23 protein-coding genes are annotated in these 25,778 nt (G+C 69.9%); 7 read left to right on the top strand and 16 right to left on the bottom strand.

What is annotated here, in order from left to right; genetic code table 11:
* Window positions 1–120: 120 nt before the first annotated feature.
* The 4 genes from AC07PR_RS15795 to AC07PR_RS15810 form a co-directional block, all read right to left on the bottom strand.
* The gene (locus tag AC07PR_RS15795) at window positions 121–1,203 is read right to left on the bottom strand and encodes a S49 family peptidase (RefSeq protein ID WP_495135828.1); all 1,083 of its coding nucleotides are present in this window, start codon (window positions 1,201–1,203) and stop codon (window positions 121–123) included.
* Window positions 1,204–1,590 carry a Rieske (2Fe-2S) protein gene (locus AC07PR_RS15800; RefSeq protein WP_495135829.1) on the bottom strand — a complete coding sequence of 129 codons (387 nt, stop codon included), beginning with the start codon at window positions 1,588–1,590 and terminating at the stop codon, window positions 1,204–1,206.
* Window positions 1,591–1,651: 61 nt separating this feature from the next.
* Window positions 1,652–2,308 (bottom strand): HAD family hydrolase, encoded by a 657-nt coding sequence (locus AC07PR_RS15805; protein WP_377157335.1) that lies wholly within the window; start codon window positions 2,306–2,308, stop codon window positions 1,652–1,654.
* A gap of 19 nt (window positions 2,309–2,327) precedes the next feature.
* Entirely contained in the window at window positions 2,328–3,368 is a 1,041-nt protein-coding gene (locus AC07PR_RS15810) for an RluA family pseudouridine synthase (RefSeq protein ID WP_377161551.1), read from the bottom strand.
* A 788-nt stretch (window positions 3,369–4,156) separates the two neighbouring features.
* On the opposite strand from AC07PR_RS15810, the gene AC07PR_RS15815 reads away from it, so the two are divergent.
* The 3 genes from AC07PR_RS15815 (at window position 4,157) to AC07PR_RS15825 (ending at window position 10,119) form a co-directional block, all read left to right on the top strand.
* Window positions 4,157–7,324 (top strand): Rne/Rng family ribonuclease, encoded by a 3,168-nt coding sequence (locus tag AC07PR_RS15815; protein WP_495135830.1) that lies wholly within the window; start codon window positions 4,157–4,159, stop codon window positions 7,322–7,324.
* Window positions 7,325–7,558: 234 nt separating this feature from the next.
* Entirely contained in the window at window positions 7,559–9,082 is a 1,524-nt protein-coding gene (locus AC07PR_RS15820) for a POT-type proton-dependent oligopeptide transporter (RefSeq protein ID WP_495135967.1), read from the top strand.
* Between the two features lie 77 nt (window positions 9,083–9,159).
* The gene (locus AC07PR_RS15825; RefSeq protein WP_495135831.1) at window positions 9,160–10,119 is read left to right on the top strand and encodes a hypothetical protein; all 960 of its coding nucleotides are present in this window, start codon (window positions 9,160–9,162) and stop codon (window positions 10,117–10,119) included.
* A gap of 83 nt (window positions 10,120–10,202) precedes the next feature.
* On the opposite strand, the gene AC07PR_RS15830 is transcribed toward AC07PR_RS15825, so the two are convergent.
* Both AC07PR_RS15830 and AC07PR_RS15835 read right to left on the bottom strand, forming a co-directional pair.
* The gene (locus AC07PR_RS15830; protein ID WP_495135832.1) at window positions 10,203–10,466 is read right to left on the bottom strand and encodes a hypothetical protein; all 264 of its coding nucleotides are present in this window, start codon (window positions 10,464–10,466) and stop codon (window positions 10,203–10,205) included.
* A gap of 156 nt (window positions 10,467–10,622) precedes the next feature.
* Window positions 10,623–11,594: a LysR family transcriptional regulator gene (locus AC07PR_RS15835; RefSeq protein ID WP_495135833.1), complete on the bottom strand. Its 972-nt coding sequence runs from the start codon at window positions 11,592–11,594 to the stop codon at window positions 10,623–10,625.
* 151 nt (window positions 11,595–11,745) lie between these two features.
* On the opposite strand from AC07PR_RS15835, the gene AC07PR_RS15840 reads away from it, so the two are divergent.
* Window positions 11,746–12,963, top strand: a complete 1,218-nt coding sequence (locus AC07PR_RS15840; RefSeq protein WP_495135834.1) for an MFS transporter — start codon at window positions 11,746–11,748, stop codon at window positions 12,961–12,963.
* A 21-nt stretch (window positions 12,964–12,984) separates the two neighbouring features.
* Here the strand turns inward: AC07PR_RS15840 and AC07PR_RS15845 are convergent, their stop codons facing one another.
* Genes AC07PR_RS15845 through AC07PR_RS15860 form a run of 4 tightly spaced genes read right to left on the bottom strand, consistent with a single transcriptional unit; the run spans window position 12,985 to window position 15,010 of the window.
* Complete coding sequence (locus AC07PR_RS15845) at window positions 12,985–13,323, bottom strand: nuclear transport factor 2 family protein (RefSeq protein WP_495135835.1); 339 nt, start codon at window positions 13,321–13,323, stop codon at window positions 12,985–12,987.
* 50 nt (window positions 13,324–13,373) lie between these two features.
* Entirely contained in the window at window positions 13,374–13,952 is a 579-nt protein-coding gene (locus AC07PR_RS15850) for a putative glycolipid-binding domain-containing protein (RefSeq protein WP_495135836.1), read from the bottom strand.
* Between the two features lies 1 nt (window position 13,953).
* Window positions 13,954–14,352 (bottom strand): VOC family protein, encoded by a 399-nt coding sequence (locus AC07PR_RS15855; protein WP_431101888.1) that lies wholly within the window; start codon window positions 14,350–14,352, stop codon window positions 13,954–13,956.
* A 13-nt stretch (window positions 14,353–14,365) separates the two neighbouring features.
* Entirely contained in the window at window positions 14,366–15,010 is a 645-nt protein-coding gene (locus AC07PR_RS15860) for a LysE family translocator (RefSeq protein ID WP_495135837.1), read from the bottom strand.
* 99 nt (window positions 15,011–15,109) lie between these two features.
* Here AC07PR_RS15860 and AC07PR_RS15865 point away from each other — a divergent pair, with 99 nt between their 5' ends.
* Window positions 15,110–15,523, top strand: a complete 414-nt coding sequence (locus AC07PR_RS15865) for a VOC family protein (RefSeq protein ID WP_431101886.1) — start codon at window positions 15,110–15,112, stop codon at window positions 15,521–15,523.
* A gap of 50 nt (window positions 15,524–15,573) precedes the next feature.
* The gene (locus AC07PR_RS15870) at window positions 15,574–16,377 is read left to right on the top strand and encodes a prolipoprotein diacylglyceryl transferase family protein (RefSeq protein ID WP_495135838.1); all 804 of its coding nucleotides are present in this window, start codon (window positions 15,574–15,576) and stop codon (window positions 16,375–16,377) included.
* Between the two features lie 39 nt (window positions 16,378–16,416).
* Here the strand turns inward: AC07PR_RS15870 and AC07PR_RS15875 are convergent, their stop codons facing one another.
* Complete coding sequence (locus AC07PR_RS15875) at window positions 16,417–17,031, bottom strand: demethoxyubiquinone hydroxylase family protein (protein WP_495135839.1); 615 nt, start codon at window positions 17,029–17,031, stop codon at window positions 16,417–16,419.
* 21 nt (window positions 17,032–17,052) lie between these two features.
* Between AC07PR_RS15875 and AC07PR_RS15880 the strand changes: the two genes are divergently transcribed.
* Entirely contained in the window at window positions 17,053–17,697 is a 645-nt protein-coding gene (locus AC07PR_RS15880) for a DJ-1/PfpI family protein (RefSeq protein ID WP_377157358.1), read from the top strand.
* A gap of 64 nt (window positions 17,698–17,761) precedes the next feature.
* Here the strand turns inward: AC07PR_RS15880 and AC07PR_RS15885 are convergent, their stop codons facing one another.
* Genes AC07PR_RS15885 through AC07PR_RS15905 form a run of 5 tightly spaced genes read right to left on the bottom strand, consistent with a single transcriptional unit; the run spans window position 17,762 to window position 25,666 of the window.
* On the bottom strand, window positions 17,762–18,985 hold the full coding sequence (locus AC07PR_RS15885; RefSeq protein WP_495135840.1) for a VWA domain-containing protein: 1,224 nt from the start codon (window positions 18,983–18,985) through the stop codon (window positions 17,762–17,764).
* Window positions 18,982–21,390, bottom strand: coding sequence for a DUF5682 family protein (locus AC07PR_RS15890; RefSeq protein ID WP_495135841.1), 2,409 nt, complete (start codon window positions 21,388–21,390; stop codon window positions 18,982–18,984). The genes AC07PR_RS15885 and AC07PR_RS15890 overlap by 4 nt, the downstream gene beginning before the upstream one ends.
* Before the next feature lie 33 nt (window positions 21,391–21,423).
* Entirely contained in the window at window positions 21,424–22,530 is a 1,107-nt protein-coding gene (locus AC07PR_RS15895) for an ATP-binding protein (RefSeq protein WP_495135842.1), read from the bottom strand.
* Window positions 22,527–24,179: a DUF5691 domain-containing protein gene (locus AC07PR_RS15900; RefSeq protein ID WP_495135843.1), complete on the bottom strand. Its 1,653-nt coding sequence runs from the start codon at window positions 24,177–24,179 to the stop codon at window positions 22,527–22,529. The genes AC07PR_RS15895 and AC07PR_RS15900 overlap by 4 nt, the downstream gene beginning before the upstream one ends.
* On the bottom strand, window positions 24,176–25,666 hold the full coding sequence (locus AC07PR_RS15905; RefSeq protein WP_495135844.1) for an SWIM zinc finger family protein: 1,491 nt from the start codon (window positions 25,664–25,666) through the stop codon (window positions 24,176–24,178). Before AC07PR_RS15905 ends, AC07PR_RS15900 begins: the two co-directional genes overlap by 4 nt.
* Window positions 25,667–25,778: the final 112 nt, after the last annotated feature.

Below are 25,778 nucleotides of genomic sequence, written 5' to 3' on the forward strand. Positions count from 1 at the left end.
GTGCCGGTACGGAACGCACCGGCCGCGCGCCGCCTTGCGGCGCACGGCGTCGATGCCGCGCCGTAGTCCTCTTCCGCTGGAGATCGGATCGCTGGATCGCTGGATCAGCGGATCAGCGGATCAGCGGATCGTCGTCATCGAGCGCATCGCCTTGACCGCGCCCTCGCCCATCGATGCGCCGAAGCGCTTGGCGATGCGTTCGGCGACGTTGTCGCGCGGCGTGTAGTCGACGACGTCCTCGGCCTTCACCACCTCGCGGGCGACGTAGTCGAGGTTGCCCGTGCCGTCGGCCAGGCCGAGCTGGATCGCCTGTTCGCCGTTCCAGAACAGGCCGGAGAACATCTCCGGCGTCTCCTTGAGCCGCGTGCCGCGCCCCTCGCGCACGACCGCGATGAACTGCTGGTGGATCTGGTCCAGCATCGCCTGCGCGTAGGCCTGCTGCTTCGGGGTCACCGGCGAGAACGGATCCAGCATCCCCTTGTTCTCGCCTGCCGTCATCAGGCGGCGCTCGACGCCGACCTTCTTCATCACCTCGGTGAAGCCGAAGCCGTCCATCAGCACGCCGATCGATCCCACCACCGACGCCTTGTCGACGTAGATCTCGTCCGCGCCCGCGGCGATGTAGTACGCGCCGGAGGCGCAGATCTCCTCGACGACCGCGTACACCTTCTTCTTGTGCAGCGCCTTCAGGCGCTTGAGCTCGTCGTTGACGATGCCCGCCTGCACCGGGCTGCCGCCCGGCGAGTTGATGCGCAGCACCACCGCCTGCGACCCCTGGTCCTCGAACGCGGCCTTCAGCGCGGCGTTGATGAGCTCGGCGCTGGCCTCGGTGTCGGGCGCGATCTCGCCGCGCACTTCCACGAGCGCCGTGTGCGGCCCGGTCGTCGCGCCACCATGGTGCTTGGTCGCGAACATCGACCAGATGAACAGCAGCAGCACCGACACCCAGATCAGCCGGAAGAAGGTCTTCCAGCGCCGGTCGCTGCGGCGGTCGCGCAGGTAGTCATGGGCGAACTGCTCGATCACGTGCTCGTAGCGGCCTGGCAGCGGCGAAGCACCGGCCGAGGCCTGCGAGGCGGACGCCGCCGCGGAAGCAGGCGCGGCGGGCGCCGCGGCCTTCATGATGTCCTCCGGGCGCGCCGTCGCGTCGGGGATCGGGCGCGGCAGGTCGCTGCCGGCGCTGGAGTCGTCGTTGGGGTTCATTCAATCCTCGAAAACGGGTCGCGTGTCGCGGGAGGGATACCAGAAGACCTGGCCGTCGCGCTCGCGCACGTCGAGCTTGGTCAGGCCGAAACGGCCGCACATGCCGGTCACGCAGCGTCCGTCCCGCGGGTGGTACACGGCGCCGTGGATGCTGCAGATGATGTATTCCTTCTTGCTGTCCAGGAACTCGCCCTCCTGCCAGTCCATCTCGGTCGGCACGTGCGCGCAGCGGTTCAGGTAGCCGACGACCTCGCCGTCGAAGCGCAGGACGAAGGCCGAGGCGGGCTGGCGGAACTGCAGCACGTCGAAGGTGCGCGCGCGACCGCGTTCCTCCAGCTCGGAGGAGGCGCACAGCGGCACCGGGGGCAGGTCTTGCTCGGGGTTCATTCGGGAGGGGTCCGGAAAGCGGGACAGATCGGAGGGAAATCAGGAAGCAGTCAGGCGTGGGTCAAGCGTTCGTCAGCAGCCAGTCGCGCAGCGTCGGCACATCGTGCGCGACCAGCAGCGGCTCAAAGCCGCGCAGCGATTCGTGCTCATGCGCGCCGTACGTGACCGCCACCGCCGGGCAGCCGGCATTGCGCGCCAGCTGCAGGTCGTGCGTCGTGTCGCCGATCATCAGCGTGCGCTCGGGGTCGGCGCCGAACTCGCGCATCAGCTCCAGCAGCATCTGCGGATTCGGCTTGCCGGCGGTTTCGTCCGCGGTGCGGGTGCCGTCGAACAGCGTCTTCATGTCCACGGCGGCCAGCGCCTCGTCCAGGCCGCGGCGGCTCTTGCCCGTCGCGACGGCCAGCCAGTGGTGCCGCGCCTTCAGGTCGCGCAGCAGTTCCGGCACGCCGTCGAACAACGTCACCTCGTGCGCCGACGCGAAGTAGTGGTGCCGGTAGCGCTGGCCGAGCTCCGGATACCGCGACGGGTCCAGGCCCGGCAACGCGTACTGCAGTGCCTCGATCAGGCCCATGCCGATGACGTAGGCGGCGCGCTCGCGCGACGGCGGCTCCAGGCCGAGGTCCGCCGACGCGGCCTGCATGCAGCGCACGATCAGCGCGGTGGAGTCGAACAGGGTGCCGTCCCAGTCGAAGACGATCAGATCGAAGCGTTGAGGCATGGCAGTCCGCAAGAGGTCGTCAGGGCGCCGGGCGGCGCAGCGCGGCCAGCAGTTTCTCGCACTCCGGCGGCAAGGGCGCCTCCAGGGTCAAGGTCTCGCCGGTCGCCGGGTGCACCACGCGCAGTTGGCGCGCATGCAGGAACATCCGGTCGAAGCGCAACGCGCCGCGGGCCAGCGCGCGGTTGGCCTCGAAGTCGCCGTACTTGGGATCGCCGACGATCGGGTGGCCTTCGTGGGCCAGGTGGACCCGGATCTGGTGCGTGCGCCCGGTCTTGATCGTGACGTCGAGCAGGCTGTAGCCGCCGCTGCCGGCGGCCTTGCCACTGTTGCCGCCGCTGTCGCCCGAATACGCTTCGACCACCTTCACCAGGCTGATCGACCGTTTGGCCTGGTCCGCCTGCGGATCCTTGGGATCGGGCACCGCCCTCACCCAGCGCTCGCCGTCGCTGCCGACGAACTTCAGCAGCGGGACGTCCACGACCTTCTTTCCCTTCGCCCACGCACCGGCGACCAGCGCCGCGTAGGTCTTGCCGGTCTCGCGGTCGCGCAACTGGTCCTGCAGGTGCGTCAGCGCGCTGCGCTTCTTGGCGATCATCAGCAGGCCGGAGGTTTCCTTGTCCAGCCGGTGCACCAGCTCCAGGAACTTCGCCTGCGGGCGTGCGCGCCGCAGCTGCTCGATCACGCCGAAGCTCACGCCCGAGCCGCCGTGGACCGCCACGCCGGCGGGCTTGTCGACGACGATCAGGTGCTCGTCCTCGAAGACGACCGGGAACTCGCGGGCGGGAACGGCGGCGGCCTGCTCGGCGGGCTTCTCCGCCAGGCGCACCGGCGGCACGCGTACCACGTCGCCCACGGCCAGCCGCGAGTCGGCGCTGCAGCGGCCCTTGTTGATGCGCACCTCGCCGGACCGGATGATCCGGTAGACCAGCGTCTTGGGCGCGCCCTTGAGTTCGCGGATCAGGAAGTTGTCCAGCCGTTGTCCGGCGGAGCCCTCGTCGACGGTCAGTTGACGGACCTGCGCCGAGGCGACGGGCGTCACCGTCGCCGCAGGCGGCGGCATGGTCGGCGCCGCGGATACGACCGAAGCGGCCGAAGCGGCCGAAGCGGTTTTGGGGGGCGCGGCCCCCCTCGCGGCACTGCGGGCAGTCCCTGGGGCGGCCTTGCGGGCTTTAGCCCCTATAATGCTGCTTGCCACGTTTCCGTTGTAAGTATTTGATTTTTCTCATTTTACTCGGACGTGCGCGTTCGAGGTCGACGAGAACGTGGCGGTGAGCAGTCATTGTGAGTAGGCTGCTCATCACTTTTGGTGATGCAACGTCAGGTCATCGAGGTCGGGCCCGCTTCCCAAAGCGAGCGGGCAGGCACCGAGGCCGGACGGCAGAGCAACGTCGTCAGAACCATGCCCATGTGGCCGGTCGCATTCCAGGATGTCGGCAGGCGGCGCGGGCAGCACAACAAGGTTTCACGACGTCAGAAGACGGGCGCAAGCCCCGGCGCTGACGTCAGCACCCAGGCTCCGTTTCCGGATGTTTTCTTCGGTCCATTCCACCCCCCGCCGCCTGCGAGCGCGTGTTGGCTTCGTCCACACGCCAGGCTCCGGCCGTGGTCGGGTCGCGCCTCAGTCGGCGCGCTTGAGGACCCAAACAGCCGATCCGGGGCCCGCGGCGCACGCGCCAACGCTGCATCGCTGAACGGTCGAACGAGCCGTTCAATTTGCAGTCCAGGGCGATCCTTTCATTGGTTCTTTCGCGTTTCTCGTGCATCGGTCGAATCGCCCGCCGGTGAATCTCCGGCGGCGGTTCTGAGGTACGCGCGTCAGCGGCAACGCCCTGGCGTGGAGGAGAACTGATGAAACGCATGCTGATCAACGCGACGCAGCAGGAAGAGCGTCGCCTGGCCATCGTCGATGGCCAGAAGCTGTTGGACTTCGAGACCGAGATCGAAGGCCGTGAACAGCGCAAGGGCAACATCTACAAGGCGGTCGTGACGCGCGTCGAGCCGTCGCTGGAGGCCTGCTTCGTCGATTACGGCGAGGACCGCCACGGCTTCCTGCCGTTCAAGGAAATCTCGCGCACCTACTTCCGCGAAGGCGCCGACGTGCGCTCCGCCAAGATCCAGGACGTGATCAAGGAAGGCCAGGAGCTGCTGGTCCAGGTCGAGAAGGAAGAGCGCGGCAACAAGGGCGCGGCGCTGACGACCTTCGTGTCGCTGGCCGGCCGCTACCTGGTGCTGATGCCCAACAACCCGCGCGGCGGCGGCGTCTCGCGCCGCATCGAGGGCGAGGACCGTGAAGAGCTGAAGGACGCGCTCGACCAGCTCGAGTACCCGAAGGGCATGTCGCTGATCGCCCGCACCGCCGGCATCGGCCGTTCCGCCGCCGAGCTGCAGTGGGACCTGAACTACATGCTCAAGCTCTGGACCGCCATCGACGAAGCGTCGGGCGGCAAGGGCGCCTTCCTGATCTATCAGGAGTCGTCGCTGGTGATCCGCGCGATCCGCGACTACTTCACCGCCGACATCGGCGAGATCCTGATCGACACGGACGACATCTTCGAACAGGCCCACCAGTTCATGTCGCACGTGATGCCGGAGACGGCACACAAGGTCAAGCGCTACCGTGACGACGCGCCGCTGTTCAGCCGCTTCCAGATCGAGCACCAGATCGAGACGGCCTTCAGCCGCACGGTGAACCTGCCGTCGGGCGGCGCCATCGTGATCGACCACACCGAGGCGCTGGTCTCGGTGGACGTGAACTCGGCGCGCGCCACCCGTGGCGGCGACATCGAGGAAACCGCCACCCGCACCAACCTGGAAGCCGCCGACGAGATCGCGCGCCAGATGCGTCTGCGGGACCTGGGCGGCCTGATCGTCGTGGACTTCATCGACATGGAGGAGTCCAAGAACCGCCGCGAGGTCGAACAGCGCCTGCGCGACGCGCTGCGCCAGGATCGCGCCCGCGTGCAGTTCAGCTCGATCAGCAAGTTCGGCCTGCTGGAACTGAGCCGCCAGCGCCTGCGCCCGGCGCTGAGCGAAGGCAGCCACATCACCTGCCCGCGCTGCAACGGCACCGGCCACATCCGCGACACGGAGTCCTCCGCGCTGCAGATCCTGCGCATGGTCCAGGAAGAGTCCATGAAGGACAACACCGCCGCCGTGCACGTGCAGGTGCCGGTGGAAGTGACCTCGTTCCTGCTCAACGAGAAGCGCACCGAGATCACCAAGATCGAGCTCAAGCAGCGCGTGACCGTGCTGCTGGTGCCCAACCGTCACCTCGACACGCCGAACTACAAGCTCGAGCGCCTGCGCCACGACGATCCCCGCCTGGAGAACCTGCAGGCGAGCTACACGATGATCGAGGAGCAGCAGGAAGAGGAAAGCATCACCCGCCGCGGCGCCGAGAAGAAGAACAAGCAGGAGCCGCTGATCAAGGGCATCCTGCCGGAGCAGCCGGCCCCGATGCCGGTCGCGCCCGCGCCCAAGGCCGTCGAGCCGGTGGCTGCCGCCCCGGTGGCGGCGCCTGCCGCCGCGGCCGCGCCCGTGGCCGCCGGTGGTGGCTTCTTCGGCTGGATCAAGAGCCTGTTCGGTGGCGAGCCTGCGCCCGCACCGGCGCCGGCCCCCGCGGCCAAGTCGACCGAGCCCGCCAAGAAGGAACGTGGCGAGCGCGGTGAGCGTGGCGAACGCGGTGGTGATCGCGACCGCAACGGCGGCCGTGGCGGTGATCGCAACCGCCGTGGCGAACGCGGCGAGCGTGGTGAACGCGCTGGCGGTGAACGCGGCGAGCGCGGTGAACAGAAGGCCCGCGACGGCAAGCCGCGCGGCGAAGGCAAGCCGCAGCAGGAAGGTCGCGCCGAGCGTCCGGAACGCGGCGATCGCGCCGAGCGTGGTGATCGCGCCGAGCGCGGCGAGCGTGCAGAGCGTGGTGACCGTGGCGGCGACCGTGGCGAGCGCGGCGGTGACCGTCCGCGCCGCAACGAACGCGCCGACAAGCCGGAACAGGCCGTCGAAGGCGCGCCGCGTCAGGAACGCACCGAACGCGGTGATCGTCCGGAGCGTGGCGACCGTCCGGAACGCGCCGAGCGCGGTGACCGGGGCGAGCGCGGCGAAGGCCGCCGCCGCCGCGAGGAACGCCCCGCCGACGTGAACCAGGAGCAACTCGCCACGCTGGCCGGCACCGAAGCGGCCAACGTCGAGTCGCCGATCGCCTTCGCCGACACGCAACCGCTGGAGACGCCGCTGGGCGAAGCCGGCGACGAGCGCCAAGGCCGTCGTCGTCGTCGTCGCGGCAACCGTGATCGCGGTGAAGGCGTCGAGGGCGCGGAGCAGGTCGAAGGCGCGCTGGTCGAAGGCCAGGCCCCGACCGGCGAGACCTCGTTCGCTGATGGCGCCGAGTCCGCCGCGGCCCCGGTGGTCGAGGGCGACGCCCCGGCCGGCGAGGAAGGCGCGGAAGGCAGCGCGGAAGGCCAGGGCCGCCGTCGTGGCCGTGGTCGCGACCGTTATCGCCGTGACCGCCGCGAAGGCGAAGGTGAAGGCGCGCCGGTCGATGGCGTGAACGCCGCGGGCGACGTCGCTCCGTCGCCGGCAGTCGCCGCGCTGGACGGCATCGTGCTGGATGCCGGCGCCGCGCCGCGTCAGCTGGAACTGGGCGACGAGCCGAAGCAGGCACCGGTGCAAGCGCCGGTGGCCGCTGTCGCGCCGACGCCGGCTCCGGTCCAGGCCCCTGCCCCGACGCCGGTCGCTGCGCCTGCCATCGCGGCAGCCGCGCCGGCCCCGGCCTCGGTGCCTCGTTTCGAGCTGCCGATGACCGAGCTCAGCGCCGTCGCCGAAGGCGCCGGCCTGGTCTGGGTCAACAGCGACGCCGACAAGATCGCCGCCGCCAAGGCTGCGATGGCTGCCGAGCCGGCCGCCGCGCCGCTGGGCCGCGAGCCCGCGCCGGTGGTGGTGGTCGACGAGGGCCCGCTGGTGCTGGTCGAGACCCGCAAGGATCTCAACCAGATCAAGCTGCCCTTCGAAGCGTAAAGCAACGACGATCGCGCCTGATGAAGGCCGGTTGATCGACTGAAGATCGCGGCGGACACCCACCGGTGTTCGCCGCCAAGCCGCCGAGGCCCTGCCCGGCGGCTTTCCTTTTGGGGCGTCACGAGCGCCTCGCGACATGACGGAGACAGACTCTTGAACACCTCCTCCACCATCGCCGCCCCTGGGGGCGACGCGGCAGGCGCGGCAGACTCGGCGGCGAAGGCCAAGCCGAAGATGCCGCCGCAGATCCCGTACATCATCGCCAACGAGGGCTGCGAGCGCTTCAGCTTCTACGGGATGCGCAACATCCTGACGGTGTTCCTGATGACCAGCCTGCTGCTGGCGATCCCGGAGCCGCTGCGCAAGGGCGAGGCCAAGGAGGTGTTCCACACCTTCGTCATCGGCGTCTACTTCTTCCCGCTGCTGGGTGGCTGGCTGTCGGACCGCTTCTTCGGCAAGTACAACACCATCTTCTGGCTGAGCCTGGTGTACTGCGCCGGCCATGCCTGCCTGGCGATCTTCGAGAACAACCTGCACGGCTTCTACTTCGGCCTGTTCCTGATCGCGCTGGGCTCGGGCGGCATCAAGCCGCTGGTGAGCTCGTTCATCGGCGACCAGTTCGACAAGAGCAACCGCACGCTGGCGCAGAAGGTCTTCGACGCCTTCTACTGGATCATCAATTTCGGCTCGTTCTTCGCGTCGCTGCTGATGCCGATCTTCCTGGACAAGTTCGGCGCGAGCGTGGCCTTCGGGATCCCGGGCGCGCTGATGTTCCTCGCGACGGTGATCTTCTGGAGCGGCCGCCGCAAGTACACGCACGTCCCGGCCGGCGAGTCGCACCGCGACCCCCACGGCTTCCTGAAGGTCGTGCGCACGGCGCTGCTGTCGCAGGCGCCCGGCCAGGGCCGCGGCGGGCTGTTCGTCGCGGGGCTGGGCGTGGTGCTGGCCATCGGCGCGCTCCTGCTGACGCCCAACCTCGGCTTCGTGATCGCGTTCTGCTCGGCGCTGGTGCTCGTGATGGGCTTCGGCGGTATCGGCGCGTGGATGCAGCTGGAGCGCGCCCGCGCGGTGCACCCGGCCGAGGCCGTCGAAGGCGTGCGCACGGTGCTGCGCCTGCTGGTGCTGTTCGCGCTGGTCACGCCGTTCTGGTCCCTGTTCGACCAGAAGGCCTCGACCTGGGTGCTGCAGGCCGACCAGATGGCCAAGCCCGAGTGGTTCAAGTCCTCGATGATGCAGGCGTTGAATCCAGCGCTGGTCATGATCCTGATCCCGTTCAACAACCTGGTGCTGTATCCGCTGTTGTCGAAGCTGGGCCTGAGGGTCACCGCGCTGCGCCGCATGGGCGCGGGCATCGCGTTCGCGGGCCTCGCCTGGATCGTGGTCGGCGGCCTGCAGCTGTGGATCGACGGCGGCCACGCGGTCGACATCACCTGGCAGGTGCTGCCCTACGCGCTGCTCACGCTGGGCGAGGTGCTGGTGTCGGCGACCGGTCTGGAGTTCGCCTACAGTCAGGCGCCGCTGGCGATGAAGGGCGTGATCACGAGCTTCTGGAACCTGTCGGTGACGATCGGCAACCTGTGGGTGCTGCTGGCCAACTCCAGCGTCAAGGGCGCGGCAGTGACGGCCTACATCCAGTCGACGGGCACCAGCGTCACGGCCTTCCAGATGTTCTTCTTCGCCGGCTTCGCGCTGCTCGCGGCGCTGCTCTTCGCGCTGTATGCGCGCGGGTACCGGATGCAGGACAACTACCGGAGCTGACGGTCCACCGCCCCGGCAGATTCACGAAGATTCACGCGGAATCACGCAGACTCAAGCACATCCAGGGAGACACGCACATGGCTCGAATCCTTTCCCTCGTCGCCGCGCTGGCGGTGCAGGCCGCGGTGGCGGTGCCCGCCGCGATGGCGCAGGACAGCGTCAGGCTCAACATGGTGCCGCTGCCGTCGACGCGGCAGCAGGTGGACATCGCCATGGACATGAAGATGAACATGTCCATGCAGCTGCCGCCGAACGCGACCGAGCAGCAGCGCGCGCAGATGGCGCAGATGAAGGCCTCGATGCCCATCACGATGAAGATGGGCATGCGTCAAGACCTGTCGACGACGGCGAAGGGCCCTGACGGCGCCTACACGCTCAACGCCGAGGTCACCACGCTCCAGAGCGAGATGCGCGACGGCACGGGTCAAGCGCGGCCGATGCCGCCGCAGGGCCCGATGCGTTTCAGCGCGCAGCTGAAGGACGACCAGTTCGAGAAGATCGATCTGCAGCTGTCCAACGCCGGGCAGGCGCAGGCGCTGAGCAAGGAGATGCAGGAGAAGATCTTCAACCAGAGCTTCGACTGGATGCGCAAGTTCAACGGCAAGTCGCTGAAGGTCGGCGAGACCCTCGAGATGCCGATCGACATGAACCTGCCGATGGCGTCGTCGAAGGCCGGCAAGCTGCTGGGCCGGTACACGCTGACGTCGGTGAACAAGGGCATCGCGTCGTTCGACGTGGACGTGCGGATGGACATGAGCTTCGCCGCGCCGGCACCGGCGGCCTCGGGCGCGTCGGCGCCGGCGGGTCCGGTGGAGGGCGCGATGACCGGCTCGGGCCGCGGCAAGATGGACCTGCGGCTCGCGGATCGCCTGATGGTGCGCAGCACGATGGCGATGACGATGGGCGTGGACATGGCCGGCCCGCAGGGCAACAAGATGCGCATGGACATGGAGATGTCCATGACCGGCAACGGCAAGGCGCTGCCGCCGGGAGCGAAGAAGCCGGCCGCGCCGGCGAAGCCCGCGACCAAGGGCTGATCGCTCGCTCGTCGTTGATCGGAAGATTCAACGGCACCATGAAGAAGACCGCCCTCGGGCGGTCTTCTTCTTTCTTCGGCAGGTCATGGAAGCAACCGGTACAGGTTGAGCACGATCCCCAGAACTCCAAAACCTCCGCCGATGGTCACGATGGTCCAGCACAAATGGGCGCCGAATCGCCGCTCCATCACCGACAGGATTTCCGTCTTGGCCTTGTCCACATCCTTCTTGGATGCCAGTTCGTCCTTCACGTCCTGAAACCTCGCCTTGATCTCGTCGCCCACGGCATCAGTGGCGGCGTGCGCGTCGCTCTCGGACACGCCGGCACGGCGCAGTGCGATGAACATTTTGATTTGCATAAGCCCTCTCATCTCAAGTTGCACAGCCAGAGCCAGCAATCTACGCATCGCGGCAAGCCCTGGCACTGGCTGGTTCTGAGGCTCTTGGTCGAGATGTGCGACGGATGAGTCGTCGTGATCCTCAACTTGTGGAGGTGGAAGCACTCACGTCCTGGCGCGGCGGCGGACTTCGCGCATGCCGCGCATGGTTGGGATGACCTCGCGCATCACCTGCAGGAACGCGCGCAGCCGGGCGGGCTGCAGCCGGCGCGAGGGATAGACCAGCGAGATCGGCAGCGGCGTCGCGCACCACTCGGGCAGCACGCGCACGAGACGCCCTTCGGCCATGTCGTCGAAGACGGCCCACTGCGACACCAGCGCGAGGCCCAATCCGCGACGTGCCGATTCGATCAGCGCGAAGAGGCTGTCCGTCCCCAGGCGCGGACGGAACGCGATGTGCATCCGCGCCTCGCCGTCTGCGGCGCGCAGATCCACGCCGTCGCGATAGAACGCCAGCAGCGCCAGCCACGGCTGCTCGCCGAGCAGTTCGGCGATCTCCTCCGGCGGCCGCTTGCCCAGGCCCTTCGGCAGCTTCTTCGCGAGCTGCGGCGTCGCCACCAGCACGCGGGGAATCTCGGCCAGTTGCGTGGCGACCAGGTTGGGCTGACTGATCTCGCCGACCAGCAGCGAGCAGTCGACGTTCTCGCGGCTGAAGTCCGGCAACTGGTCCTGCAGCATCCACTCCACCGACACGCGCGGGTGCTTGGTGAGGAAAGCCGCGAGCGGCTCGATCAGCTGACTCTGCCCGAAGGCATGCGGCACGCGCAGCCGAAGAGTGCCGGACAGCTCCTCGCCGCCTTCGAGTTCTTCCGCGAGGGACTGCCAGCCGTCGATCAGGTCCTGCGCCTGCGCGGCGCAGCGCTCGCCCTCCTCCGTCAAGCGGAGCCCGCGCGTGGAGCGCTCGACGAGCCGGGCGCCGAGCAGCGACTCCAGCATCTGCACGCGGCGGCTGACGGTCGGCTGCGTGGTCGCGAGCTGCAGCGCGGCGGCGGAGAAGCTGCCCGCCTCCGCCACGCGGAGAAAGGTCTGCAGCAGTGCGAGGCGGTCCTGGCCGCTGTCCCGGTTGGCGTCGTTCATGGCTCGCTTTATACGCCGTGCGTATGGGCGCTGTGCAAGCCGGACCGGTTCCCGCCAAGGCCTTGAATCCGAAGAATGCGGGTCATCGGGTGCTCACCCACCTCGCCTCCTTCCTCTTCACGCCATCTTGACCCATCCTTCGGGAGTTGCCATGTCCAGCCTTCCCATGTCTTCAAACGCCGCCGCCGCCGCGCCGCGCGACCCCGCCACCCCGTCCACGCCGCTGATCGTGCTGCTGGCGGCGTCGGCGGGCCTCGGCGCCGCGTCGCTGTACTACAGCCAGCCGATCCTGGCGCCACTCGCCGAGGACCTGCACGCCTCGACGGCCGGCATCGGCGCGGTGCCGATGCTGACGCAGCTGGGCTACGCGGCCGGCATCCTGCTGCTGACGCCGCTCGGCGACCGCTTCGATCGCCGCAAGGTCATCCTGACCAAGTTCGTGCTGCTGATCGCCACGCTGCTCCTGTGCGGTTTCGCGCCGGGCTTCGCGCCCTTCCTGGTCGCGAGCGCGGTGCTCGGACTGACAGCGACGCTGGCACAGGACGTCGTGCCGATGGCCGCCTCGCTGAGCCCCGCGGAGCATCGCGGCCGCATTGTCGGTCAGGTGATGACGGGACTGCTGCTCGGCATCCTGCTGTCGCGCGTGATGAGCGGCGTGATCGCGCAGGCGCTGGGTTGGCGCTGGGTCTACGGCCTGGCGGCGCTGGCGCTGACGGTCGCGGGCCTGGCCAGCTGGCGCTGGCTGCCGTCCTCGCCACCGGTGATGCGCACGACGTATGGCGCGCTGCTGAGCTCGCTCGGCGGCCTGTGGCGGACGCTGCCGACGCTGCGTCGTGCTGCCATCGCCCAGGCGCTGCTGGCCGTGGCGTTCAGCGCGTTCTGGTCGACGCTGGCGGTGATGCTGCACGAGCGCTTCGGGCTGGGCAGCGCGGTGTCGGGCGCGTTCGGCCTGGCGGGCGCGGCGGGTGCGCTGGCTGCGCCGCTGGCGGGACGCATCGCCGACAAGCGCGGCCCCGGCGTGGTGACCAAGCTGGGCTCGCTGCTGGTGGCGCTCTCCTTCGCCGCGATGTCGGTGACGGCGTGGCTGGACCGCGGCGCGGCGATCGTCGTGCTGGTGGTGCTCGCGATCGTCTTCGACTTCGGCGTGCAGGCCGCGCTGGTCGCCCACCAGACGATCGTCTACGGGCTCGATCCGGCCGCGCGCAGCCGCCTCAACGCATTGCTGTTCACGGGCATGTTCATCGGCATGGCGACCGGCGCGGCGCTGGGCGGCGTGCTGCTCACGCACTGGGGATGGATTGGCGTCACGGGCCTGGCGACGGTGGCGAGCGTCGGTGCCTTGCTGGTGCGGCTCACCGCCGACGAATGACGCCGCGCGCGACGGGCACGCTCAGTCGCCCCGCCCGAGGAAGGCCCGGATCGCCGTGATCCGGCCTTCCGCATCGAAGTCCAGCACATCGACGACGAACAGCTCGATGTGCCCGTCGACGAGGATGCGCAATTCGCCGGCCACCGAGCTCCCGCTCTCCAGCACCCGAAGCACCTCGATGTGGATCGAGGCAGCGGACTCGAAGTTCTTGCGCGTCTCCGCGATCGCGGCATCGCGCCCCGTCACCGAGAGATTCCAATCGCGCAGCGCGACGTCCTCCGAGAACATCGCGGCAATGCCGTCGAGGTCCTTGGCGGCGTAGCGGTGGAGGTAGTCGAGGAACGCGGCTTGGAAACTCATGGTGTGGAGGCAACGGTCGGCGGGGTCGCGCAGTATCGCGACCTTCCGCATCAGTCACGATGACGCCTGAAAAGACCCGGGTAGTCCAGGACCAGCAGGTCTTCATCCACCGGCAACTCCGCCTCGAAGCCCGAGCCGTTGAGCGACTCGAAGCGATAGAGCCGCTCGTCGAGCCGTGTATAGGCCTGCGCCTGCGGGCGCACGGTCAGCGCGGTGCCGTCGACCCAGGCCATGCGGAACTCGCGTCGTTCCCCGACGGCCAACGGGACGCGGCGAATCGGAAAGCTGTTGGTGAACGGCGTGGGCCAGATGTCGATGTCGAGGCATCCGTCGAGTTCGGCGAGGACACGCCCCGCACCGTCCTGCCAATGGCCACTGCCGTCGGTCTTCAACTGCATCGCACGGAGGGCACCGCCCTCGTCGTCGATGAGGGACAAGGTCGCTTCGCGCAATCGCCAAGACTCATCCCAGTCCAGCCTATAGGTGAGACGGAACGGTCCGGCCTCTTCATCGACCGCGATCACGACGCCGTCGGCTCGCCCGTCGGAGAGCAGCAGGTGCTCGATGCCGACGCCGGGCTGCGCGTCGTTCCAGAGGGGGATCCAGCAGACGGTGCGGGGAAGCGGCATGTCAGACCGGCTGCGCCGCATGACACACCACGCACAGCTTGTTCCCATCCGGATCGCGGAAGTAGGCGCCGTAGTAGTGCTCGTGATAGTCGGGGCGCAGACCGGGCGGTCCTTCGCAAGTGCCGCCGTGCGCGAGGGCCGCGGCATGTGCCGCGTCGACCATCGCGCGCGTGTCGGCCATGAACGCGGTCATGTGACCGTTGCCGGCGGCGGGCGCGAGTTCGTCGAATGGCCGGCCGATGAGGAACAGAGGACGCGGCCCGGGCACCGACTGCCATCCCGCCCACGGTCGGCTGTCATCGCGGAAGCGCTGCGGCAGGTTCAGCACGGCCATCAGCGGCGCGTAGAAACCGATGGCGCGATCGAAGTCGGCGACGCCGATGAACACATGCGAGAACATGGCCGCGCCGCGCTCACTGCGTCCGGCCGCGCCAGCCGATCAGGCTGACGCCCAGCGCGACGAAGCACGCGCCGAAGGTCCGGTTCATCAGCTTCACCCGCGTCGGCGACGCCAGCCCCCGCCGCAGCGCCCGCGCGAGCAGCACGTAGAACGCGTGCGCCAGCACCGCGCAGGACGAGAAGGTCACCGTCAGCACGACGAAGTCGCGCAGCGCCGTCTCCGGGTGGTTCATGAACTGCGGGAACAGCGCGGTGAAGAACAGGATGGCCTTGGGATTGGTCAGCGCGACCATGATGCCGCGCAGGAAGAGCGCCTGGCGCGACAGGCCGGCGACCTCCGCCGCGGCGGCGTCGCCCGTGGCCATCGACATCCGCGCGCCCTGGCGCCACTGCTTGATGCCCAGCCAGATCAGGTAGCAGGCGCCGAGCAGCTTCACGACCAGAAAGGCCTGGGCCGAGGTGCTCAGCAGGACGCCGAGGCCCGCCGTCGTCGCCGCGGACACGGCCAGCAGCCCGATCGCATTGCCCAGCGATCCGACCATCGCGCGCCGCGGCCCGACGCTGAGCGAATTCGAGATCGCCATCAGCACCGCCGGCCCCGGCGTGAACGTGACGAACAGCGCCACACTGACAAAGCCCAACCAGCTGGTCACATCCACACCGATCTCCCAAGCGCACGACACAGAGGAGTCCGATGTTAGCGGGCGCGGCTTCGGGGCTAGGATCGTCCGATCGATCACCCCTGCCCGGGAGTCCCCATGCGATCCGTGTTCCACCTGGCCTATCACGTGCGCGACCTCGACGATGCCCGCGCCTTCTACGGCGGTGTGCTCGGCTGCGAGGAGGGCCGCAGCACCGACACCTGGGTCGATTTCGATTTCTTCGGCCACCAGATCTCGCTGCACCTCGGCGAGCCGTTCAAGACAGGCAACACGGGCAAGGTCGGGGATCACCTGGTCCCCATGCCGCACCTCGGCGTGATCCTGGCGATGCCGGACTGGCGCGCGCTCGCGGACCGGCTGGAGACGCGCGGCATCGAGTTCGTGCTCAAGCCCAGCATCCGCTTCGCCGGCCAGCCCGGCGAGCAGGCGACGATGTTCTTCCTCGACCCATCGGGGAATCCGATCGAGGTCAAGGGCTTCGCGTCCACGGACGGGATCTTCGCCACCTGATCCGACCCGGTGACCGACCGCGCGTCCGCCCGCTCACCCGACTGCCCGCGATGAACGAGGCCGTCGCCATCGGCCCGCTGGTACTGCCATGGGCCTTTCTGCACCTGTGCGCGGCGGTGGCCGCATCGCTGACCGTCGCGACCTTCCTCATGCGCAAGCGCGGGCAGGACGCAGGGCCGCTGCTGTGGCGCGGCCTGTGGGTTGCCATCGTGTTCGCGCGGCTCGGCTTCCTCTACCAGTACAAGGAGCTGTACGCCGAGCATCCGCTCAGCATCCTCAACCTGCGCGACGGCGGCTGGTCGCCCGAGGTCGGCATCGTCGCGATGTGGATGTACGTGACCTTCAAGTTGAGGAACGCGCCGGCGATGCGGCTCTCGGCGACCGCGCCGCTGGCGCTGGGCACCGCGATCGTGATCGCGGGACAGATCCAGCTCGCCATGCGGCCTGCCGCCGAACCGCTGCCGGCCTTGCGCTTCGAGCAGTTGAACGGCGAGCCGATCGATCTCGCCGCGTTGCGCGGGAGGCCCGTGCTGATCAACCTGTGGGCCACCTGGTGCGGGCCGTGCATCCGCGAGATGCCGATGCTTGCGCAGGCGCAGCGCGAGCGGCCCGATGTGCGCTTCGTCTTCATCAACCAGGGCGAGGACGCGGCCCACGTCGCGAAGTGGCTGGGCCAACAGCGCCTGACCCTGAGCAACGTCGCCATCGACGAGCGCCGGCAGGCCAGTGCGGTGTTCAAGCAGGCGGGTTATCCCACCACGCTGCTCTTCGATGCCTCGGGGAAGCTCGTCGGGAAACGCACCGGCGAGCTGTCGCAGCCGGCGCTGGAGGCGATGTTGGCGCGGCTGCGTTGACGCTGGCGGTCACAGGGTGCGCCGGCGCGTGGGTCCGCCTCACAAGCGCAAGCCGAGCCAGATGACCGTCTTCGTCGACGCGGCCACGACCGGCGTGAGCAGCGTCACCCACAACGAGCCTTCGCCGAGCTCGTCAGCGAAGGCATCGCAATGCTCACGCTCCTCGGCCACGATCGCGGCGATGGCGTCGACCGCCGCTGCGTCCTTCCCTTGCAGGCAGGCGACCTGGGCGTCGAGATGGGCCAGCACGACGCGCTCGACGGCGACCGTGGTCGCCGCGATGGCCCGGCGGCCGAGCAGGCCGGTCACGAGGCCCAGCCCGAAGCCGCCGAGGGCGCATGGCCAGTAGCTGCGGCACCGCGGCCGACCTCGGCGCTGCAGCTCGCGCCAGAAGATCGCCCGATGACCTTCCTCATGCGCCTTGAACTCGCACAGCGCGGGGAGCATCGAGCGTGCCCGGATGCGCGCCATCAGGATCTGCCCCGCGTAGATATGCACGGCGCCGTGCTCGCCCGCATGGTTGACCTTCAGGAAGCGATCGCCGAGCGTTTCGCCGTCGCGCAAGGAGACAACAGTGAGATCCATCCGGCGAGTGTCGCCCACGCCTTGTGACGCCGTCATGCGCGGTTTCTCCAGGGTCTGGCCGGCGGGCACGCACCTTGCCGCCATGTCGGCATGAGCACCACCGCCCCCACCCGCACCGTCCATCTCTACCTCTTTGAAGGCTTCGCCGACTGGGAGGCCGCCTACGCGGTCGCGGGCATCAACACGCCCGAATTCCAGAAGACGCCCGGCGACTGGCAGGTGAAGACCGTCGCCGCAGCCGGCGCCAACCTGGCGCGGTCGATGGGCGGGCTGTCGGTGATGCCCGACATCCGCCTGTCGACGCTGTTCCCCGACGACAGCGAGCTGCTGATCCTTCCCGGCGGCGCCGGCTGGGACAAGGGCGAGCACATGGAAGCGGCGAAGAAGGCCAAGGAGTTCCTCGACGCCGGCAAGCGCGTCGCCGCGATCTGCGGTGCGACGGCGGGCCTCGCGCGGCTCGGCGTGCTGGACGATCGGCAGCACACGAGCAATGCGCTGTCCTACCTGAAGGGTGTCGACGAGTACGCCGGCAGCGACCGCTACGTCGACGAGCCCGTCGTGATCGACCGCGGCTTGATCACCGCGGGCGGCATGTCGGCGCTGGACTTCGCCCGCGCGATCTTCGACACGCTCGACATCTACGAGCCCGAGACGCTCGAGGCCTGGTACCAGCTCAACAAGACCGGCCAGTCGGCGTACTTCGCGAAGATGGCGCAGGGCGCGGGCGGCCGCTGAGTCCGAGTCTGAGACGAGCCGGCAGGCCGATCGTCCGTCCGGCACCGACGCCCACGGGCGCGGCTCAGGCGCCCTTGGCCGCCGTCACGATCCCCTGCCCCGCCGCCCACGCGCCGATGTCGTCGCGCCGGATGGCCGCGGCCATCAGGCCCGGGAAGGCATCCGGCGTGCACGCGAACGACGGCACGCCCAGCGCCGCCAGCTTGGCCGCGAGCGCACGGTCGTAGGCCGGCGCGCCCTCGTCGCTCAGCGCCAGCAGGGCCACGCACTGCACGCCGCTCTCGACCAGGGACGCAGCGCGGCGCAGTAGCTGCGGCTCGACGCCGCCTTCGTACAGGTCGGAGATCAGCACGAAGATCGTGTTGCGCGGTTCCCGGATCAGGGACTGGCAATAGGCCACCGCACCGTTGATGTCGGTGCCCCCGCCCAGTTGGACGCCGAACAGCAGATCGACCGGATCGTCGAGCTGCTCGGTCATGTCGACCACCGCCGTGTCGAAGACCACCAGCTTCGTGCTCACCGCCGGCAGCGACGCGAGCACCGCGCCGAAGATGCTCGAATACACGACCGAGTTCGCCATCGACCCGCTCTGGTCGATGCACAACACCACCTCGCGCTGCGGACGCCGCGCCTTGCGGCCGTAGCCGTGCAGCGTCTCCGGGATCACGGTGCGCAGCTCCGGCTGCCAGTGCCGCAGGTTGGCGCGGATCGTGCGGTGCCAGTCGATCTCCGACAGCCGCGGCCGGCGGTTGCGCTGGCTGCGGTCGAGCGCACCGGTCACCGCCGCCCGCATCGGCTCCTCGAGCCGCTTCATCAGCTCGTCGACGACCTGACGCACGACACGACGCGCCGTCTCCTTCGTTCCCGCCGGGATCACCCGCGACAGGGCCATCAGGTTCGCGACCAGGTGCACGTCCGGCTGCACGCCTTGCAGCATCTCCGGCTGCAGCAGCATGTCGCGCAGGTGCAGACGCTCCAGCGCGTCCTTCTGCATCACCTGCACCACCGTGCTGGGGAAGTACTTGCGGATATCGCCGAGCCAGCGCGCCACGCGCGGCGCCGAGTTGCCGCGACCGCCGCGGCGGTCGTCGCCCAGGCCGCCGCCGTCGCCGTAGAGCGCGCTCAGCGCCTGGTCCATCTCCACCGCGTCGCCGTTCAGGCCGCCGCAGCTGTCCTCGGCTTCGCCGCCGAGCACCAGGCGCCATCGGCGCAGGCGATCCGCATCGGTCGTCGTCGCGGAGCCGGTCACGACGGGCGTCGGGTCCTTCAAGTCGTCAGGCGCGCTCATGCATCCACTCCCAGCATCACTCGCAGCAACGGCAGGGGCAGCGCCGCGCGCGCTTCGTCCCACTCCGCCGCTGCCATCACGGCGCCGGCACCGCCGCCCTTGCGTGCCGCGCGCTGACCGAGGTCGCGTCGCTCGCCCGCGTCGAAATGCGCGAAGGTGCGACGCACCAGCGGCAGCACGCGGATGAAGTGCTCGTCGTCGAGCCCGCTCAGCCACGCGTCGACCAGCGGCCAGACGCCGTCGTGATGCAGCAGCACGACGGCATTGCGATTGAGGAATCCATCGAGCCACGCAGCGGCCCTGGCCGGCTCCGCCGCGCGCGACAGCTGCAAGGACATCGCCGTGCCGGCGTCGTCCGCCGTGATCAGGCCGTCGTCCAGCAGCAGTCGCGTGCAGAGGCCGCGCAGCAGCGCGTGTGCGCCCTCGCGGCCGGCCAGTTGCGCGATGGCGGCCCGCCACTGCGTCGACGGCTCGGACTGGCGACCCGGATCGCGCAGCCGCACCGCCGCCTGCGCGCCAAGAAGCCGATCGCGGACCTGTTCCGCCGCGGCCTCGTCCAGCGAGTCGCCCATCAGCGGCAGGCTGATCGCCGCGCGCGTCACGAGGCCGTCGAAGACCTGCCCCACCATCGCCGCATCGGTCTGCCGCACGTTGCCGTAGCGGAAGACGTTGGCCAGCGGCGGCAACGCGCCCAGCAACTGGTCGGCATCGCCGGTGACGGCGGCATGGTCCTGCAGCGCGCGGGACGCGATCGTCACCGCCTCCGGCAGGTCGGCCAGCAGCACGCGATCGACCAGCTCGGCCAACGCGGCGAGCGTGGGGCCCTTGCCGGCACTCAGCGCGCTCACCGCACTGCCGGCACCACCGGCACCACCGCTGCCGTTGGCGCCGTTCGCCCGGTTGGCATTTCCGAACGTCGCACCACGCCCGCAGCGCTCGGCCACCGCGGTCGTGGCCGCCCACGCGACGGACTGTCCCCAGCGGCTCGCCTCGATCACGCGCAGCGCGAACTCCGGCTGCCACTGCAGCGTCCAGATCTCGTGGAAGGTGCCGCGCGAGGACTTGCCCGTGCGCGCGATCTCGCCCCACGGCAGATCGATCAGCCGCAACCGGTGCAGCAGGTGGCTGCGCGCGAGGTCGTTGGGCTGGCGCAGGTCGAGGTCCAGCGTCTTCTGCGTCGCCTCGGGCTTCATGCGCAGCGACTTCTGCAGCTGCTCCAGATCGCGCTGCAGCGGTACGGTGGGCACGTCGGACGGCACGCTCCCGAGGCGATCGCCGATGACCAGCTCGTCGCGGATGAAACCGAGCACCGCCTCGTCGCCCAGCGTCATGACGGTGCGCGTCGCCTCGTGCAATTCGTCCAGGCCCGGCGCGGGCCGCTGCCGCAACGCGGCCAGCGTGTCGGCGAGCCGGGCCGCCTCGATCAGATGGGCGGAGGAGCAATCGAGATCACGCTCGCGCATCAGCCGCGCCACGCGCGCCAGCCAGCCGATCGCACGGGGACGGCGCTCGCCGTCGAGTCCGCTGAGCCACAGGTGTTCGTACCAGCCGGGCGAGTGGATGCCGGCGCCGTAGCCGCTTTCCCGCGCGAGGTGCCGGTAGGTCCACGGCACCCAGGTGCTCGTGACCTTGAGCTTGGGCTGGCCCTTGAGCAGCGCCTGGTCGGCCTTCGCGGTGACCTCGGCCCGCAAGCCCCCCAGGTGCCACGCGCCGCAGACGACCGCGATGCGCGCGAAGCCCTCCTTGCGCGCCGCGCGGATGCACTGCCGCATGTGGGCCTCGCGCAGCTCCTCGCGATGCGCGTGCGGCGTCCGGGGATCGAGCGTCTCGTCGTCGCCGGACTCGGCGCGCAAGGTCGTCATCGCCTCCGAGATTGCGGCGAACAGGTCCTCGCCGTCGCCGCGCTCCTCGACCATGTGGTTCCACCAGGTCTCGCCGTCGGCGTACCCGGCCGCGCGCGCGAGCCAGTCCAGCGGATCGCCGCGGCGCGTCGAGCGTTCGATGGGCTCTTCCGTCGCGGCGCCCGCCTGGGCCTCGTCCGCATCGGGCGTGTCGGCCGTCGCTTCTTCCCTCGCCTTCTCCAGAGCGAGCGAGACACCGACCGGCAGATCGATGAACCGCACCGGCACGCCGGCGACGCCCGCCCAGCGCAAGGCCTGCCACTCCGGCGAGAAGCTCGCGAACGGGTGATAGACGGCGCGGCCGGATTCCTCCACGCCGTGCGTCAGCAGCGCCACCGGCGGCGCCATCGCGGGGTCGAGCACGGCAGCGACGAGGCCGTCCGCCTCGGGCGGACCCTCGATCAGCACGCAGTCGGGCTTCAGCGCCTCGAACGCGGCGAGCAGGCTGCGCGCGCAGCCGGGGCCGTGGTGCCGCACGCCGAAGTAATGGACCGGATCGCTCATGACCGCTCAGGACATCTCGGGAGACTCGCCGGCTCAGGACTGCTCGCGGCAGGCGCGGTACAGGTCCTTCCACTCGGTGCGTTCCTTGACGACCGTCTCGAGGTATTCGTTCCAGACGACCTGGTCCTGCACGGGATCCTTGACGACCGCGCCGAGCAGGCCCGACGCGACGTCGCGCGGACGCAGCACGCCGTCGCCGAAGTGCCCGGCCAGCGCCATGCCGCTGTTGATCACGGAGATCGCCTCCGCCGTCGACAGCGTGCCGCTGGGCGACTTCAGCTGCGTCTTGCCGTCCTCGGTGCGGCCGTTGCGCAGCTCGCGGAAGATCTGCACGATGCGCCGCACTTCCTTGAGCGCCGGCGGCTCGGCGGGCAGCTGCAGCGCGACGCCCAGTTCGGCCACGCGCTTGACGACGATGGACACCTCGGCCTCCTCGCTCGCCGGCACCGGCAGCACGACGGTGTTGAAGCGGCGCTTCAGCGCGGCGGACAGCTCGTTGACGCCCTTGTCGCGGTTGTTGGCCGTGGCGATCACGCTGAAGCCGCGCGTGGCCTGCACCTCGGATCCCAGCTCCGGCACCGGCAGCGTCTTCTCGGACAGCACGGTGATCAGGCTGTCCTGCACGTCGGCGGGGATGCGCGTCAGTTCCTCGATGCGCGCGATCTTGCCGGCGCGCATCGCCTTCATCATCGGGCTGGGCACCAGCGCCGCCTCGCTGGGTCCGTTGGCCAGCAGCTGCGCGTAGTTCCAGCCGTAGCGCAGCTGTTCCTCGCCGGTGCCGGCGGTGCCCTGGATCAGCAGCGTCGAATCGCCGCTGACCGCCGCCGACAGGTGCTCCGACACCCACGACTTCGCCGTGCCCGGCACGCCGTACAGCAGCAGCGCACGATCGGTCGCGAGCGTGGCGATGGCGATCTCCATCAGCCGCTCGTCGCCGATGTACTTGGCGCTGACCTCGAAGCCGTTCTCCAGCCTCCCGCCCATCAGGTAGCGCAGGACGGCCCACGGCGACATCGCCCAGTTCTCCGGACGCGTGCGGGTGTCCTGGCGCTTCAGCTCGGCGAGCTCTTCGGCGAACTGGTGCTCCGCATGACGGCGCAGGAGCTGCGAGGCGGCGGAGGTCTCGGTGGAAGTCGTCATGAGGTCCTCGGGATCGAATCGGGTTGGGGAGCGCGCTGGTGGGCGTCAGACAGGGCGTCAGACAGGGCGTTCGGCAGGGCGAGCAAGGCACGGCGCAGCGCGGCCGTCTGCGCGACGGCCTGCAGCTGCTCCGCGTGGGCGGCGGTCTCGTCGGCGGCGCGGATGTCGGCCAGCGACGCGTACGCGGACAGGCTGTCGGCATGAACGACCGCGCCGAAGTCGACCAGCATCGCGCGGACGGCGTAATCGTCCTTCAGCGTGCCGGCGCGGGCGCGCGTCAGCAGTTGTCCGGTCAGCGCGCGCGAGAGGTCGGTGCCGAGCGTCTCTCCGCCGCTCGCCGCCGCGATCAGTGCCGACAGCGGCAAGGAGCCCTGCTGCACATGTCGCAGCCAGTGGCGCTCGCGACGGGCCTGCGGCAGCCAGTTGAGCGCCTGCGCTGTCTGATGCATCTGCAGCGGGACGTTCGCCTGAGCCGCACTGCCGACGGACGCCTGCAAGGCATCGAGGAAGGCTTCGCACCACTCGACCTCGCGCGTCGCGGCCAGTGCGTCGAACCAGCCGCGCATCAGCGCTTCGCTCCAATCGGTCTTGGCGGCCCAGCCGAGCAATTCGGCGGGCGTCATCGAGGTCGTCGTGGTCCACCAGCCCAGCGGCACCTGGCGCACCAGTTGATAGAGCCACCAGGCGCGCTCGCCGAGCTTCTCGGTGGACGGACGAGCGACGACGATCTGATCGGACGGCCAGTCGGCGGCCGCGGCTTGCGGTGCGTCGATGACCCAGTGCTGGCGCAGCAGCGCACGCTCGCGGCGCACGAGCGGCGCGAGCCGCTCGATCGCGCGTCGCGGATGCGCGGCGTCGGGCAGGCGCAGCAGCAGATCGAGCGCGACGTCGCGCACCTCGCGGCTGCGGTCGGCGCGCAGCCGATCGAGCAGCGCCTCGTCCCCCATGCCGAGCCCGACTGCCAGTTGCGCCACCAGGTCGGCGCGCTCCTTCGCGGAGAGTTCCGTCAGCGCGGATTCCAGGCGGCTCCGGGCCGCGGCGGCATCGACGGCGCGCTCGCGCGCCAGGAACGCGCGGCGCTGTTCCAGCGTGCCTTCGGTCCAGTGCGTCTCGCCGGGCGCGTCGCCACCGGCGCCCGCGGCGTAGTGCCAGTCCTCGCGCTGCCGGGCCAGCCACAGCCCGCGCTCGCCGAGCACCGGCAGCAGCGGGGCTCGCAAGGCGACCGCGCGGCGTCCAACGTCGAGCGCCAACGGCAGCAGGCTCTCGGGCAGGCGCAAGCCTGCCGCGGCCAGATCCATGAACGCCTGCTGCTGAAGGCGCCCGGGCGCCTCGGTCAGGACCCAGCGCAGTAGCGCGTGCAGCGAGCCGGCGGCGCCGTCGACGCGCGCCGGCACGACGCCCAGGCGATCGTCCGCGGCGGCCTCGGGCAACGGCGCGGTCCAGACGCGATCCTGCATGCCGGCCGCCTCGCACGGAGCGATGACGGCCATCGTGCGCAAGACCTGGCCCGCCGGATGGCCGGCGACATCGGCCGCCTGAGCCGCGAGCGCCACGAGCGCGCCGATCTCACCCGGCCATTCGGGCAAGGGTCCCGGCTGTCGATCGGTGCCGACCATCGCGACGGGCAGCAGCGGCGTCCAGGCGCTCATGCGGCGCTCCTCGTCCACGCAGGGCCCATCGCTCCCGACCGCCACGCGGTCAGCGGACGCAGCCCGCGGCCATCCCATTCGCCCATCACCGCGATCGGGTGCCCGCCGGCGACGGCCATCAACGACCACCAGTCGGCATCGCCGACCTGCAGCGGCACGGCGCGGCCGTCAGCGATGAGATGCGGGCCCGCCTCGGACGCGACCGGCGTCGCATGCCCGAGCACGACGGGATGCAGCAGCGCGAAGGGATTGGCGGCCACGCGTTCGGCGACGCGTCGCCATTCGTTCTGCCATTCGTTCTGCCATTCGTTCTGCCATTCGTTCTGCCATTCGTTCTGCCGTTCGTTCTGCCAGACCTCCGAGCCGTCGAGATCCATCGTGCCGGCCGTGCCGGCCGTGCCGATCGTTTCTTTCGGCTCGGGCGGCGGTGAAGCCTCGGCGATCAGCGCTCGCAGCGGCGCACTGCCGGGATAGAAGGCGAGCGTCAGGTCGGCGGCGATGCCGGCCACCCACATGCCGTCGAAACCGCGACCGCCGTGCGTGTGATCGAGCAGCCACGCGCGCCGGCCCGAGCGGTCGCCGCGCAGCCAGACGCGGCGCTCGTTCAGACGCGCGTCGCGCTCCTCCACGATCACGCCGAGCACGGTCCAACGGTCGGTGACGCGTTCCCCGGTGGCGAGAACCTCCGCCTGTTCGATCGGCCAGCCGCAGACCGTGCGCAGGTCGGCCTGAACGGGCTCGGGCAACGCCCCGCGACGCGCAATGCCCGCACAGGCGAGCTGCAGCAGCCCGAGCCGGGCGAGCATGCGTTCGGGCCAGTCGGCGCCGACGCGCCAGCCCTCCGCGGCAGCGACGACGCGCTGGCCGAGACCCGGCGCCTGGGCATCCACCATCCGCGCCGCCATCGTGCGCCAGCCGCGGATCGCGGCATCGTCGAGCGCGCCGAGGCCGCGACCGATCTGGTCGCCGAGCCAGCGTTGCAGTTCGGCTGCTGCGTCCTCGATGCGGCGCCAGCGTTGGGCCTCTCGCTGGAGTGCGGTGTCGGGATCGGCGAGCGCCGACGCCGCCTGCGCGGGATCGACGCCGTCGGCGATCTGCGCGGCGCGTTCGGCGGCGCGTTCGACGGCCTGCTGGTCGCGTTCTTCCTTCTTCTGCGCGCGCTCGCCGCGGGAGGCGATCCATTCGGCGACCCAGGCGGGTGGCGCGGCAGGGGTGAAGCGGGAGGCGTCCTGCGCCCGCAGCATCAGCAGCGCGAGGCCGTGCTTGCAGGGGAACTTGCGGCTGGGGCAGGAGCAACGGAAGGCGGGGCCGTTGAGGTCGACCTGCGTCTGATACGGCTTGGAGCCGCTGCCCTGGCACTCGCCCCAGACGGCGGCGTCATCGGCGCCGAGCAACGGCCATTTGGCCGGCGAGGTCAGTCCCCGCGCGGCCTTCGCCGATGCCTCGTCCGGCGCCAGCGCCAGCACGCCCTCCATGGTCAGCGACATGCTGGCCCGCTCCCTGGTCGAATCGTTGTGGGTGAGTTGGAGGCGAGTCTAGCTGCAGTGAATGACTGGTTCAGACGTCGAAACAATGCGACGCGTTGCTGCGTTGCCGCGG

This window comes from Roseateles sp. GW821-FHT09H11, assembly GCF_059415845.1.